Origin of the sequence: Rossellomorea sp. y25, assembly GCF_038049935.1 — a bacterium.
Lineage (GTDB): Bacteria > Bacillota > Bacilli > Bacillales > Bacillaceae_B > Rossellomorea.
Genome location: NZ_CP145886.1, coordinates 1,506,780 through 1,519,214, shown reverse-complemented (window position 1 = coordinate 1,519,214; position 12,435 = coordinate 1,506,780). Strand labels below are relative to the sequence as shown.

Sequence of the window (12,435 nt, the reverse complement as noted above, 5' to 3'; positions counted from 1 at the left end):
TCATAATATTTGAAGGGGCCAGCAATAAGAAAAAGGGGATGGTTGTTAAAGACCAGCTAACCGATTTCACTATTGTTTGCGACTGTAAGGATTGTCGTCTTCTATAGTGAATGACACACACACCATATTCATTTGTTCAAAAAATTGATAAATGAGGTGTTTGTTAAAGCACATTTTGACTGAATCAACTTACTTTATTAGCTGATCAAGCTTAGGAGATAAGGGGATGGTCACATTGCACAAAGTCATTCATGTTTCTAATGGTTTACACATATCATCCTTATAGCAAATGAGGTGTTTGTCCAAGACGGCTAACAGTTTCTATTGTCTGAATTGCTTAAATAGCGAAAAGATAAGGGGATGGTCGCATTGAACAATTTTCATTCTAACTTAAGAATGTATCACTACAGAAGCTACTAGCGAATGAGGTGTTTATCAAGGAGAATGAAGCCTGACATATAAACCTTTATAGTATTACCCCTTCAAGAAGAGAGGCAGGAAAATCGTTCCTGTCTCTTCTTCATTTATTTTCTCTTTCATGATAAAATACATAAAAATGCCATTATTGAAAGGTGGAGTAAACAATGAGTGACTGTATTTTTTGCAAGATTATCGACGGTGAAATCCCTGCAATGAAAGTGTACGAGGATGAGCATGTCCTTGCTTTTCTTGATATTAGCCAAGTGACAAAAGGCCATACATTACTTATTCCTAAAGTACATAAAGAAAATATCTATGAACTGACTCCTGATATAGCAAGCCACCTCTTCTCCGTTGCTCCTAAGATTGCTGACAGTATCAAGGCCGAGTTTACCCCCGTCGGAATGAACCTGTTAAGCAATGCAGGTGAAGAAGCAGGACAATCGGTCTTCCATTTCCACATGCATTTCATTCCCCGCTACGGCCATGGAGATGGCTTCGGAGCCGTCTGGAAGACACATAATGATGACTACACTCAAGAAGATCTGAAAGGAATTGCTGAATCCATTGCACAGCATCTGTCATAAAGCAGAGTGCCTGATCCCCTTAGATCAGGCTTTTTTTCAGAATAATTAATCTTTGACAACAACACTCGGTATGTTATAATGTACCTATCTTTTCGCTAATGGCAACAGTGCACATTAGGAGAAGCAAATAGTATAGTTTAGTTGAGGAGAGATGAGAAATGAATACAAAAACACTTGTATCCCTGTCATTATTAGTAGGGATCGGAGCCGTCCTGCACACAGTGATCCCGGGAATATTCTTAGGGATGAAGCCTGATATGATGCTGACAATGATGTTTCTAGGCATTATATTATTTCCAGCTAAGAAAAACGTATTACTATTAGGTTTATTAACAGGGGTCATATCAGGATTAACAACACAGTTCCCTGGTGGATTCTTACCTAACCTGATCGATAAACCGATCACGGCATTCGTTTTTTACGGACTTTTCCTGGCTACTAAAAAAATCACTCGTTCACTTGTAGGAGCTTCTATATTAACAGCTATTGGTACACTCGTATCAGGAAGTGTTTTCTTACTTTCTGCTTATGTGATTGTCGGTCTGCCTGGAGCATTCTTTGCTTTATTTGCAGCAGTCGTACTTCCGGCTACACTTGTTAACGCTGGAGCAATGTTTGTGGTGTATCCAATCATTAACGGGATTTTAAAACGTTCAACCATTCGAGAAGCTGTTACAACAGAACAGCTATCCTAAATTAAATTATAGTAAAGCCCTCCATTTAATGTGCTACCATCATTAAATGGAGGGCTTTTTCTATTCCTTACTTGACTGCAACCCACAAGAGTACCCCAATTAAAAAGGTGATCACCCCACCGGACCCCAAGATGGCAGCACGCTTTTTCAATATATTCTTAGGAGGATACATTCCCGGCCTTTGAATGGTAATGAAGTTATACACCATACTTAGAAATAATACGCCACAGAGAGCAAAGAACCCAAAGATTATCCCGTCCATTACTTAGAACCTCCTCCTTTACTCCACCTCTTACCTTTATTTTTATGCTGAAGATAAGCAGGTTATGAATTCACTTGTTTTAATCTGTTCTAAAAGGGAAAAGGAGAATACATGTTGATTGTAGAAATAGAGTATTATAGAAATAGAAGAACGAGGTGATCATAGTGAACAAAAAATCTCTTGCTTACGGACTTTTAATTGGTGGAGTTGTTGGAGGAGTTGCATCCCTTCTCACGTCTCCTTCATCAGGGAAAGAAATCCGGGCACAAATTAAAGACAAGAAGGATGATTGGACAGGAGTAATCGAGGAGATGAAGCTCCATATTGGTGAACTGAAAGAATCCATCGGCACCCTGTCTCAAGAAGGAAAAGAAACGGTCCTGCAGCTTTCAAAGGATCTTCAAGCTTCATTCAAGCAATGGCAGGCTTCAACAGAACCAAATAATCGACGACTTCAAGAAGAGATTCAATCCATTCAAAGAACCATTGAAGACTTGGAAAGATCGATTAACTCAGCAAATACGACGAATCAATAACTAGAACCCCGTATCCCTCCATTTACTTATGATGATGGAAGGCTGCGGGGCTTTTCTTTTAATTGGATTAGGGGGATTAAAACGTTTCTGCAGAAAAATAAAAAAATTTATATATTCTCCTTTCTTTTCTTTCAATATAATGATTACACGTACAAATCCCGTCATCACAGTATTCATTCACCCATCAACCACTGTTTTTCAAAGGATGTAGCAGCCAAAAATTATATACTTCTAAAAATTTTGTCAATTTAACCTTTATTAATTATTACTTTATTGGCATAATAAAATATAAGCGCTTTCTTTTTTATGATAGTTGTTTTGGTGAGTTATTTTCGTACTACTTAAATTCAAAAAAGATTTTCTAGCAAAGTGGGTGAATGAGATGAAGGAAAGAGAATTTACTTTGAAAGAGGCTATGCTCTTCAGTCAAAGAATGGCCCAGCTCAGTAAAGCTCTGTGGAAGGCCATAGAAAAGGACTGGCAGCAATGGATAAAGCCATACGACTTAAATATTAACGAACATCATATTCTCTGGATTGCGTATCATTTAAAGGGTGCTTCCATTTCAGATGTAGCCAAGTTTGGTGTCATGCATGTTTCGACTGCATTTAACTTCTCCAAGAAATTAGAAGAACGGGAATTACTGCAGTTTTCTAAACGGGAGAACGATAAACGAAACACCTATATTCAATTGACGGATAAAGGGGAAAAGATCCTTCTCGAACTAATGAAGAACTATAAGCCTGAGAGTCACTCAATCTTCCAAGGAGTTTCTCCATTAAGAGAATTATATGGAAAGTTCCCTGAAATGATCGAGATGATGACCGTCGTACGAAATATATATGGAAATGATTTTATGGAGATATTTGAAAAATCGTTTCATAATATTGAAAATGATTTTTCTGATGATAACGGAAAACTGGGAGAACTATTTCAAGATGAAGAAGAACTGGCTTGATCTACAAGCTCTTCTTTAACAGTTTCATCAAAGCTGGATATAGGTCTTGAGCTAAACAGCCATCCACCACTTCCTGAACCTTCAGCTTTGAATGAAGCTCTTCTTCAAACTCTTTGAAAAGCGGAGTATTGTACACGAATCCTTCCGCTTTTTGCTTTTCAAGTTTCATGCTCAATCTATCACAAGTAAGAAAGAACTCCTTCACTTCTCTCTCCGACAAACCATTACGAATGATTAATCGATGAAATGGAAAGCCATTTTCGGGAATCATATCCGCCATCAATCGTTGATAATACTCAAGTTTCTCTAAACGTTTCATTAATTCATTCATATTCATCACCCTTCAATCATTGCACAAATTCTCATACTCTCATTGTACAAAACTATAACATACCTGTCCCAAAAACTCCGCTTAAAAAATAAGAAAAAATCATAGCAAAATGTATTGATTTTTTCCGGCAATCGTAATAAAGTATGTAAAGCACTTATCTAAGATTTACTCGTCTAATGGAGGCGATTTTTTTATGCATTGCTGGAAAACAATTAATCTGGAAAGACAATTCGGATTTTACCGAGTCTTTTTACTTTCATCCATTATCATGATGATGGTATTCTCATTAATATACGTACCAATTAACTTACTATTTCCAAGCGCGTTCTATGATAACCATTTCCTTGGATTCTTAATAGGACTGTTGAGTATATATCCATTGCATAAGTTTTTTCACATTGTACCCATTCTGCCCTTTGTGAAAAAAATAAAGTGTAGATGCAATCGAAAATTATATCTATTACCGATTGTTTCATTGCGGGTGGATCAGCCTATTTCAAAATTCCGTTATATGCTTGCACTGGTGGCACCATTCTTCATACTGAACGGCATTTTGCTATACGGATGCATCTATTTCCCACACTACTCTCATTACTTTTCAATGCTGCTTGCATTCCATTCAGGAATCTGCGCCATTGACTTCATCTATGCGAGACAACTAATGGATTCACCAAAGAATGCATTGATTGAAGAGAATGATGATGGATACGAAATATTGATTTATCAGTAAGGATGATGGATGACCATTGAAACATACACTCGATGGAGGAAATCATCCTTCTATTTTTATTAGGAGATTCTTCGTTTTACGTGCTCAAAAATACCTACTTGCACTTGGGCGTAATGGAACAAATCATGCGAAAAAGTCTTTTTCGCACGATTTCAGCAATACTCTCGCTACCATTTAGAGAAATAATTTGGTAATGTATAGCTTATAGGAGATAACGGGGAGGGGTTTGGATGATCTCCATGTTTTTAGTGTTTGCAGTTTTCATCTTATTTTATATAAATAAAATGACAAATGCATTATGTTTACAAAAAGAAATACCTGAAGAACGCCAACCTAAGGTGTTTAGAACCATCAATATTCTAATCACCATCTTACTGGTTTCTTCTTATATAGAAATACTATATACATAGAACATGAAAATGGATAAAACAAAGCCGATCCGGATTTTACGGATCGGCTTTGCTTAACTATTCAAATTAGCAAACGTATGCTGCACCAATGATGATTAACAAAATGAATAGAACAACGATTAACGCAAATCCTCCGCCGTAAGCACCTGACATCTGCGCTTCCTCCTTTCATGTATGAAAAAGCCGCCTAAATAGGAATAAAGCAAAAGGGGCCGCCTATCGTAAGGTATTGCCCCCTCTACAGTCTTTATCCGAAAACTTTAAACCCTGAGGCTAAATTATAGCCATGCTGCACCTACAATAATTAACAGGATGAACAGTACTACGATTAACGCGAAACCTCCGCCGTATGCGTGACCCATAACTTTCCACCTCCTTTGAAGCGCTACTTTATCTTATTCAAGTTAGCTGCCATTTGTTTTAGGCTAATGTCATAAATTTATTTTTTAGCAAATAAATGCGGCACCAACGATGATTAATAAGATGAACAGCACTACGATTAACGCGAATCCGGAATTGTGTCCACAGCTCATATTTATTACCTCCTTTTCTCTCTTCGCTCTTATCATATGAAAGTACCTAGGAAATGGGTGTGTAAAATGCCCATTTTTCTGAAGATTAGTTTGGAAAATATTTTTTTTCATGGAAAAAGTATGTTATAGTATATTTTGTGGAAATTTGACAAGCCATCAAACGAATATATTGTAGGAGTTGGTCACCATGAAAAAATGGATCATTACAGTATCATTGGCTGCGGGAGTCGTTGGACTTGCAGGATGCAGCGGAGACGGTGCTGAAGGTAACAGTGACGTTGTTGCAACAACAAAAGCTGGAGACGTAACAAAAGATGAACTTTACAAATCAATGAAGCAAAAATTCACTCCACAAATGGAACAAGCCCTTCAGGAACTGGTTTACACTAAAGTACTTGAAGAAAAGTATGACGTGTCAAAAGAGGAAGTTGATGAAAAGCTGAATGAAGCCAAAGATCAATTGGGACCTCAATTTGAAATGTTCTTACAACAATATAATCTTGATGAAAAATCGTTTAAAGAATACTTAAAGCTTCAATTACTTCAAGAAAAAGCGGCGATTTCTGACGTGAAAGTAACAGATGAAGAAGTAAAGGAATACTACGAGACATGGAAGCCTGACATTCAAGTCCGTCACATTCTTGTGGATGATGAAAAAACCGCCAAAGAAGTAAAACAAAAATTGGCTGATGGTGGAAAGTTTGAAGAACTTGCAAAAGAATACTCCAAAGATCCTGGATCTGCTGAAAATGGCGGAAGCTTAGGCTGGGTAGACAATGCAGGTCGCAAAAACTTCGTACCTGAATTCTCTAAAGCTCTGGACACTTTAGAAAAAGGAAAAGTGAGTGAGCCGATCAAGACAGAATATGGCTACCACATCATTGAAGTGACAGATAAAAAAGAAAAGAAATCCTTTGACGAGATGAAAAAGGAAATCGAAAAAGAATTGAAGCTTTCAAAAGTGGATCCTCAAAAAATCCAGGAAGCCATGAAAGCTGAAATCGAAAAAGCTGACTTAAACATTAAAGATGAAGATCTCAAAAAAGCATTTGATCAAGTGCTCAATCCTCCTGCTGCACCTGAAGGCGGAGAGGCTCCTGCTGCACCTGAAGGAGAAGAAGCTCCGGCACCTGCGGAGGAATAGACCAAAAAGGACTGACGGATTAAATCCGTCAGTCCTTTTCATTTATGTGTGTGATAATCAAGACAATAATTGACGTCTTCGCTGCTTCTCCTCTTCCATACGATGAATGTAGACTTCTCCTTCTTTCTCAATCCACTCGTCTTCCATGTTCTTTTCTTCCTTAGCTGATTTAATCGTCATAAAGGCACTCCCGAAAATCCCTGCTACAACCAAGTACATCCAGATAGGTAGTGTCATTTGCTTCATCTCCTTATAGGTTTGTCCTCTTTTATTTACACTATATGTGGTGAAGAGATGAAACATAACCAGATTTAAACTTTTATTCTGCTGTAAAAGGCCCCGATCCATCCACCGGGGCCAATTATTACCTATTTATGAAAAGTTGGTTTATAGAATGAACGATTATCAAGGGCAAATACCCTTTCTGTATATTCCCCTGGTTTCACCCGTTCCAATGCGCGGTCCAACATATTCATCTTTGCATCCACATTATCGATGTAATGAAGGATTTCTGCTTCACGAATGAGTGGCGGCTTAGGACTTCCCCACTCCGCTTTCCCATGATGACTCAGTACCAGATGTTGAAGGATCATCACTTCTTCTCCTTCAATTCCAAGCTCGTCTGCAGCTTTTCCGATCTCATTCACCATGATCGAAATATGGCCAATCAGATTTCCTTCGATCGTATATGTTGTCGAGGTTGGACCTGAAAGCTCAATGACTTTCCCTAAGTCATGTAGGATCACTCCCGCATAGAGCAGATCCGAATCAAGGGAAGGATACAATCCTGCAATCGCCTTTGAAAGATCCAGCATCGAGACAACGTGATACGCAAGTCCTGATACAAATTCGTGATGGTTCTTAGTAGCCGCAGGATATTCCAGGAAAGGCTTTTGGTATTTTTTAATCAAGTGTCTTGTGATGCGTTGAATATTCGGGTTTCTCATTTCAAATATATACTGAGTGATCTTACTCGTCATTTCATCTATGCTCACCGGCGCAGTTTCCAGGAAGTCGGAAATGGCATAACCATCTGCCGGGGAAACGGGGCGAATCTGCTTGATCTTGAGCTGATTCTTTCCACGGTAACTATGTATGTCTCCAACAACCTTTACGATCGTTTCAGGCTGATATGCCTTCTCATCCTGCTCAGAAGCATCCCAAAGCTTAGCTTCCATATCTCCACTCTTATCTTGCAGAATCAGCGTTAAGAACGGCTTTCCTGTATTTGTCGTACCTTTGGTCATTTGTTTAATTAAAAGGGGTAAATCGATTGTTTCTCCGACATTAAAATGGGTAATCCCAGACATCTCTTCTCCTCCGTCCAACTATATTAGTAGTTTAAGTATATCATATTTCAGGAGAAAACACGGATGGAAAGGGCTGGGGAGAATTTTGGTGTTGTGCCAGAATCCGTCTTTGTTGTGCCCAATTCTGGACACCCTTCGAAGGTCCGTCCCTCTCCTTTTACAACAAAAAACCGCCCCTCACCGGAGACGGTTCCAACCTAGTTCACTAATGCTCTCTTCTCTTTCTTGCTAATCCAAACCTTCGTCGCTACCAGCCCTACGAGCATAATGAATGCGCCAAAGTAGTATGGAATATGTATGTTCCATTCAAACAGCGTCCCTGCAAGTAATGGTCCAGCAACGTTCCCGAGACTGAGAAACGAGTTGTTCAGCCCCATGACAGTCCCTTGACGTTCACCCGCTAATTTTGAAATAAGGGAGTTTAACGACGGACGGAGCATGGAATTTCCGACGAAGAAAACGGCGGTTGTGATCAAAATCCCTGCAAAGCTGGTGGCAAATGTCATGATGACGAATCCCAGTGCACTGAGGAGCAAAGAGCCGGTTACGACTTTTTCTTCACCGAATCTCTTCGTTGCCCTTCCCACTCCCACTCCTTGAACGAGGGTTCCGATAATCCCGATAATCAGAATGATGATTCCCACTTGCTGCGGACCATATCCATAACGCTCAAGTGCATAGTAGCTGAAAATGGATTGGAAATTCGCCAATCCGAAGCTCATGATGAACACGAGAATCAATAGAAATCCGACAGGACTCATAACTGCATTCTTCATGGTCACAAAGCGGTTTTCACGTTTCTCGTCCGGATCGAACGTTCTTTTTTCCTTAGGATAGGATTCCGGTAATATGATGACCGAGACGATAGCTGCAATAGTGGCTGCGATCCCTGCAAATATAAATGGATAGGAGAGATTGATTTCTGCAAGCCATCCTCCGATTCCAGGCCCTATGACGATACCTAGACCCATGGCTGCACCCAGTATCCCCATCCCTTGACCTCGATTATCCTCATCTGTTACATCTGATACATAAGCCATTGCAGTTGGCATTAATGCTGAACCGAAAACACCTGCCAGTATTCTCGACAGGAATAGCATCCATAACCCTACAGCGAAGGCAAAAATGAATTCAGCTATGGCAAAGCCTATCAGGCCAATGGTGATTAATGGTTTCCTCCCGATTCGATCGGATAACCGTCCCCAAATAGGAGCAAATAAAAACTGCATAAATGCAAATACAGCCACCAACGCTCCGAGCGTTTGAGCATTGGCGTTGAATTTTTCTACGTAGAAAGGAAGAATGGGGATGACCAGCCCGATTCCGACCATGACGATAAATAAGTTAAAGCTGAGTAGTGCCAGTGGCCCCCGATTTCGTTTCCACCCTTTTGTTTTTGTCATACTATGTGTTCCTTCTTTCTAGCACTCAATTCTTTCCCATGCGACTCCTTTTCATTATCAGCCGTCATGAATGATTAAACAACTCCTTGTAGTATTGTAACGAATCCAGGAGATTTTTGCTAATTCTAATGGACAAAAAATCAGGAAGTGCGTATCGCTTCCTTTTCCATCCGCTTTAACACAATCATTTCCTCACCGGAGAACGTATTTTTAATATGAGGATGACAGGTAAAGAACAGTATTTGATGCTTCTTTGCCATTTTCCTCAGCAGCTTTAAAAATGCGTTCGTTCTCTCTCGATCAAAGTTGACTACCCCATCATCGATCAGTACCGGCAATGGGTACTTGTCGCGGAAAGATTGTATAAGGGCAAAGCGAATAGCGATGTAAAGCTGCTCTTTCGTTCCTTGACTGAGCTCAACTGCGTGAAAGACTGCACCGTCCTTCCTCTCAACCCTGATCATCTCATCTTCTTGCAAGAAAATGCGAAGATAGTGATCTTCTGTAAGCTCTCTGAAATTTTCTTCTGCAAGTTTCATCACTTTAGGCATCTTGGTTTTCTGGTAGAGATCCATTGTTTTGCTTAAGGACACTTGTGCTAACGTAAACTTTGACCATTCGTAAGCAAGCTCCTGAAGCTCCGCTTTCTTGCCTTGAAACTCCTGTAGGATGCTGGAGTAACTCTTTCCTTCTTCTAACACCTTTATTTCATACGAAATGGAAGCGAGCTCTTTTTGATGAGCGGACAGCTCTGCCGAAAGCTTATCAATTCTTTGTGACACGCGTGTTAATTCTTTCCTGATTTCTTCCTGGGAATCGAACCGGAGAAATGTATCGAAAGTTCGTTTCGTCATTCGTGTTTTTATTCCACTATATTGAGCAGATAGCTCGTTTCTTTCTTCGACGTGAAGTGCTTTTTCGCGAAATTCAGCTTCGTTCAGGCAGCCAGCAGACTCAATAAGAGTTTGGCTTTCATCACGGATCTTTCTCAATTCAATGGAAAGTTTCTCTATCTCAAGAGAAAGAGGCTCGAGTTCCGATTGGATACTATTGATTATAAGCTTTCTCTTTTCAATATCCTGGGTGATCCCCTTCAGTTTTATCAGAGCCTCCTCGACTGTCGTAAACGTGAGAGAATGTCGATGGAACCATTCCTGGCAGTCTTCCTTATACTCATTCATTTTGTTGAAGACATAGGCTTGTTCTTCTTTTAAATGGATATAAGCTTCATAGTTAGAGACCGCTTCTTTCATTTTGGCAAACGCATCACGCAGCCACTTCCAGTGAAAGTCAGGAGGTAAACAAAGCTCTGATATCAAGTGGGATACTCTTTCCTCTCCTAGAACAATTTCTTTTTCTATTCCCTTCTGTTTCTCATGGAGCTTCTGAAGTTTTGCTTGCTGCTCTTCTAATGAAAGAATACGCTGCTTCCACTCGCTCCTCAGTTCCATTTGCTGCTTTAAGCTTTGCTCAGCTCTTTCGGGAGAGTTGAATTCCAACTTCCCTTCAGGCTGGAGCTCTTTTGCTCTTGCTTTTGCTTTTTGAAGGCTCCTTGATTCTTCCTGCAGATTCCCCCTGGCCTGCATGCCCATTGCTCCGACCACCATTAGGAGCAGCAGGCTGATCCCTGTAACCAGCCAATTCCCGGTCACAATTGCCCACGCACCGAACCCGGATAAAAGGAGGAGTGCTGCACCGATTAATAGGAGCTGTTGAGAAAGGGATGCCTTATTTCTGCTGAATCGTTCTTCTGCCTCTTTCACTTGCATGTTCATCCAGTGTGCCTGACCACGTGAAACTTGCCGGGAAGATTGGCTTTTCACCGTCCTTTGTAATTCCTGATACTCATCTTCTTCCATCAGTCGCTCTTCTAAGTCATCACATTTGCTTTCAATGCGGTGAAGTTCTTCTTTTTCCTCTTCGTAATGCTTATGCAAGCTATCACGTTCATGAAGGAGCTTTGATTGCTGATCTAGCGCATTTTGAATACGGTCGGACATCATTAAGCTTGTATCCAGTGACTGGATTTCCTCCATTTCAACTGTTAATCCTAATTCCCGGATCGTATCATTGATTTTACTACGCACCGTTTTCAGTTCTCTGGTCCGTTCGCTGCTTTCTTCTTTCCATTTCAGATAAAAGGATTGTTGAGACATTATCTTTTCCATAAATGGAAGGTCTTCATTTATGGAAGTATCAATTTCTTCGGATTCTAATTTGTTTTGGAGTTTTTCTTGTTTCGCCATCAAGGATTCAAGGTACGCTGATACCTGTCTTTCTTCGGTTTTAAGCTCGTTTAAGAGTTCTAATCCTTTTGCAGGAAACTCGATTGCTTCCAGCTGTGCAAGCCGCTCTTTCACTCTTTTGAAGCCAGATAGTGAGTCCCAGTTTTCATTAACCGAAACCAGGTTCTGTTTTTTTTCAGTCAGATCCGCCTTCTCTGCCTCCATGGATGAAACACGGGTTTCCAACGATTGTTGCTTTGCTATAAGCGGACGGTATTGTTCATTTTTTTCTTTTCCTTCCCTTACTTGTTTTTCAAGGGATTTTAGTTGTGTCAACACCGTATTGATTATCGGTTTTCTACCTGATTTCTTAAACAGCTGCTCCCTTTCTTTTTGCCAGTTTTGTTCCAGCTGTAAAAGCAGGTCCGTCCCTGTAGAGCCTGCAGAGAAGAGGTAACGGTTCAAGTCTTCTTTTTTGAGGCGCTGGATGTTTTGGAGTCCTTCCAGGTTGAACGAGAATATGTTTTGGTAGGTTGCTCTGTCCATATGCCCCAGCAATTGTTGAAGGGTTTCTTCTCCTTCCATTCTTCCGTCTTCGAATTGGACGGTTACATCGCCTGTCGCCTTGCCCTTGATGCGCTCGATACTTACGGTACCATGACCATCCATTTGGCAAAGAATTTTCCCGCCATACTCTGTCGATGATTTCGGTTCATACCTCAGGAGTGATTGCTGCTTAGTCGGAAAACCGAATAAAATGCTATGAATGAAAGACATGATCGTTGATTTACCAGCTTCATTTTCCCCATAAAATAATTGAAGGTCCTTTAGGGAAAAACGCTTATTTTCTATTTTTCCGTATCCGTAAATATGAAGTTCGAGTAGTTTCAC

Annotated in this window: 16 protein-coding genes; 7 read left to right on the top strand and 9 right to left on the bottom strand. The window is 40.2% G+C overall.

Annotated features, from left to right (window positions below):
- Positions 1-584: 584 nt before the first annotated feature.
- Together AAEM60_RS07585 and AAEM60_RS07580 are read left to right on the top strand one after the other, a co-directional pair.
- A complete protein-coding gene (locus AAEM60_RS07585; protein ID WP_299740005.1) occupies positions 585-1,007 on the top strand; it encodes an HIT family protein in 423 nt (140 codons plus the stop codon).
- A 158-nt stretch (positions 1,008-1,165) separates the two neighbouring features.
- A complete protein-coding gene (locus AAEM60_RS07580; RefSeq protein ID WP_299740003.1) occupies positions 1,166-1,702 on the top strand; it encodes a tryptophan transporter in 537 nt (178 codons plus the stop codon).
- A gap of 67 nt (positions 1,703-1,769) precedes the next feature.
- On the opposite strand, the gene AAEM60_RS07575 is transcribed toward AAEM60_RS07580, so the two are convergent.
- Positions 1,770-1,964, bottom strand: a complete 195-nt coding sequence (locus tag AAEM60_RS07575) for a hypothetical protein (protein ID WP_044337786.1) — start codon at positions 1,962-1,964, stop codon at positions 1,770-1,772.
- 164 nt (positions 1,965-2,128) lie between these two features.
- Here AAEM60_RS07575 and AAEM60_RS07570 point away from each other — a divergent pair, with 164 nt between their 5' ends.
- Together AAEM60_RS07570 and AAEM60_RS07565 are read left to right on the top strand one after the other, a co-directional pair.
- Positions 2,129-2,500 (top strand): YtxH domain-containing protein, encoded by a 372-nt coding sequence (locus AAEM60_RS07570; protein ID WP_299739997.1) that lies wholly within the window; start codon positions 2,129-2,131, stop codon positions 2,498-2,500.
- A 382-nt stretch (positions 2,501-2,882) separates the two neighbouring features.
- Positions 2,883-3,458 (top strand): HTH-type transcriptional regulator Hpr, encoded by a 576-nt coding sequence (locus tag AAEM60_RS07565; protein WP_044337788.1) that lies wholly within the window; start codon positions 2,883-2,885, stop codon positions 3,456-3,458.
- A 1-nt stretch (position 3,459) separates the two neighbouring features.
- On the opposite strand, the gene AAEM60_RS07560 is transcribed toward AAEM60_RS07565, so the two are convergent.
- Positions 3,460-3,789 carry a DUF1878 family protein gene (locus AAEM60_RS07560; RefSeq protein WP_299739993.1) on the bottom strand — a complete coding sequence of 110 codons (330 nt, stop codon included), beginning with the start codon at positions 3,787-3,789 and terminating at the stop codon, positions 3,460-3,462.
- Between the two features lie 193 nt (positions 3,790-3,982).
- Between AAEM60_RS07560 and AAEM60_RS07555 the strand changes: the two genes are divergently transcribed.
- Together AAEM60_RS07555 and AAEM60_RS07550 are read left to right on the top strand one after the other, a co-directional pair.
- Positions 3,983-4,519 carry a DUF3267 domain-containing protein gene (locus AAEM60_RS07555; RefSeq protein WP_299739991.1) on the top strand — a complete coding sequence of 179 codons (537 nt, stop codon included), beginning with the start codon at positions 3,983-3,985 and terminating at the stop codon, positions 4,517-4,519.
- A 230-nt stretch (positions 4,520-4,749) separates the two neighbouring features.
- Positions 4,750-4,929, top strand: a complete 180-nt coding sequence (locus AAEM60_RS07550; protein ID WP_299739989.1) for a hypothetical protein — start codon at positions 4,750-4,752, stop codon at positions 4,927-4,929.
- 66 nt (positions 4,930-4,995) lie between these two features.
- Here AAEM60_RS07550 and AAEM60_RS07545 read toward each other — a convergent pair whose 3' ends face one another.
- The 3 genes from AAEM60_RS07545 to AAEM60_RS07535 form a co-directional block, all read right to left on the bottom strand.
- Positions 4,996-5,082 carry a YjcZ family sporulation protein gene (locus tag AAEM60_RS07545; protein ID WP_082051156.1) on the bottom strand — a complete coding sequence of 29 codons (87 nt, stop codon included), beginning with the start codon at positions 5,080-5,082 and terminating at the stop codon, positions 4,996-4,998.
- A gap of 125 nt (positions 5,083-5,207) precedes the next feature.
- Positions 5,208-5,291: a YjcZ family sporulation protein gene (locus tag AAEM60_RS07540; protein WP_060670486.1), complete on the bottom strand. Its 84-nt coding sequence runs from the start codon at positions 5,289-5,291 to the stop codon at positions 5,208-5,210.
- Between the two features lie 84 nt (positions 5,292-5,375).
- Positions 5,376-5,462, bottom strand: coding sequence for a YjcZ family sporulation protein (locus AAEM60_RS07535; RefSeq protein ID WP_299741273.1), 87 nt, complete (start codon positions 5,460-5,462; stop codon positions 5,376-5,378).
- Positions 5,463-5,649: 187 nt separating this feature from the next.
- Here AAEM60_RS07535 and AAEM60_RS07530 point away from each other — a divergent pair, with 187 nt between their 5' ends.
- Positions 5,650-6,606: a peptidylprolyl isomerase gene (locus AAEM60_RS07530; RefSeq protein ID WP_299739987.1), complete on the top strand. Its 957-nt coding sequence runs from the start codon at positions 5,650-5,652 to the stop codon at positions 6,604-6,606.
- Between the two features lie 57 nt (positions 6,607-6,663).
- Here the strand turns inward: AAEM60_RS07530 and AAEM60_RS07525 are convergent, their stop codons facing one another.
- The 4 genes from AAEM60_RS07525 to AAEM60_RS07510 all read right to left on the bottom strand — a co-directional run bounded on the left by AAEM60_RS07525 (position 6,664) and on the right by AAEM60_RS07510 (position 12,435).
- Positions 6,664-6,843 carry a sporulation YhaL family protein gene (locus tag AAEM60_RS07525; protein WP_299739985.1) on the bottom strand — a complete coding sequence of 60 codons (180 nt, stop codon included), beginning with the start codon at positions 6,841-6,843 and terminating at the stop codon, positions 6,664-6,666.
- A 131-nt stretch (positions 6,844-6,974) separates the two neighbouring features.
- Entirely contained in the window at positions 6,975-7,916 is a 942-nt protein-coding gene (yhaM, locus tag AAEM60_RS07520) for a 3'-5' exoribonuclease YhaM (protein WP_341357752.1), read from the bottom strand.
- 197 nt (positions 7,917-8,113) lie between these two features.
- Positions 8,114-9,319, bottom strand: coding sequence for an MFS transporter (locus AAEM60_RS07515; protein ID WP_299739981.1), 1,206 nt, complete (start codon positions 9,317-9,319; stop codon positions 8,114-8,116).
- Positions 9,320-9,459: 140 nt separating this feature from the next.
- On the bottom strand, positions 9,460-12,435 hold the full coding sequence (locus tag AAEM60_RS07510) for an AAA family ATPase (RefSeq protein WP_341357751.1): 2,976 nt from the start codon (positions 12,433-12,435) through the stop codon (positions 9,460-9,462).

Excerpts from the sequence above, each read along its gene's own strand:
- AAEM60_RS07580 (WP_299740003.1), top strand. The coding sequence starts at position 1,166 with ATGAATACAAAAACACTTGTATCCCTGTCATTATTAGTAGGGATCGGA.
- AAEM60_RS07575 (WP_044337786.1), bottom strand. The coding sequence starts at position 1,964 with ATGGACGGGATAATCTTTGGGTTCTTTGCTCTCTGTGGCGTATTATTT.
- yhaM (WP_341357752.1), bottom strand. The coding sequence starts at position 7,916 with ATGTCTGGGATTACCCATTTTAATGTCGGAGAAACAATCGATTTACCC.
- AAEM60_RS07585 (WP_299740005.1), top strand. The coding sequence starts at position 585 with ATGAGTGACTGTATTTTTTGCAAGATTATCGACGGTGAAATCCCTGCA.
- AAEM60_RS07540 (WP_060670486.1), bottom strand. The coding sequence starts at position 5,291 with ATGGGTCACGCATACGGCGGAGGTTTCGCGTTAATCGTAGTACTGTTC.
- AAEM60_RS07565 (WP_044337788.1), top strand. The coding sequence starts at position 2,883 with ATGAAGGAAAGAGAATTTACTTTGAAAGAGGCTATGCTCTTCAGTCAA.
- AAEM60_RS07545 (WP_082051156.1), bottom strand. The coding sequence starts at position 5,082 with ATGTCAGGTGCTTACGGCGGAGGATTTGCGTTAATCGTTGTTCTATTC.
- AAEM60_RS07515 (WP_299739981.1), bottom strand. The coding sequence starts at position 9,319 with ATGACAAAAACAAAAGGGTGGAAACGAAATCGGGGGCCACTGGCACTA.
- AAEM60_RS07555 (WP_299739991.1), top strand. The coding sequence starts at position 3,983 with ATGCATTGCTGGAAAACAATTAATCTGGAAAGACAATTCGGATTTTAC.
- AAEM60_RS07530 (WP_299739987.1), top strand. The coding sequence starts at position 5,650 with ATGAAAAAATGGATCATTACAGTATCATTGGCTGCGGGAGTCGTTGGA.
- AAEM60_RS07535 (WP_299741273.1), bottom strand. The coding sequence starts at position 5,462 with ATGAGCTGTGGACACAATTCCGGATTCGCGTTAATCGTAGTGCTGTTC.
- AAEM60_RS07550 (WP_299739989.1), top strand. The coding sequence starts at position 4,750 with ATGATCTCCATGTTTTTAGTGTTTGCAGTTTTCATCTTATTTTATATA.
- AAEM60_RS07560 (WP_299739993.1), bottom strand. The coding sequence starts at position 3,789 with ATGAATGAATTAATGAAACGTTTAGAGAAACTTGAGTATTATCAACGA.
- AAEM60_RS07525 (WP_299739985.1), bottom strand. The coding sequence starts at position 6,843 with ATGACACTACCTATCTGGATGTACTTGGTTGTAGCAGGGATTTTCGGG.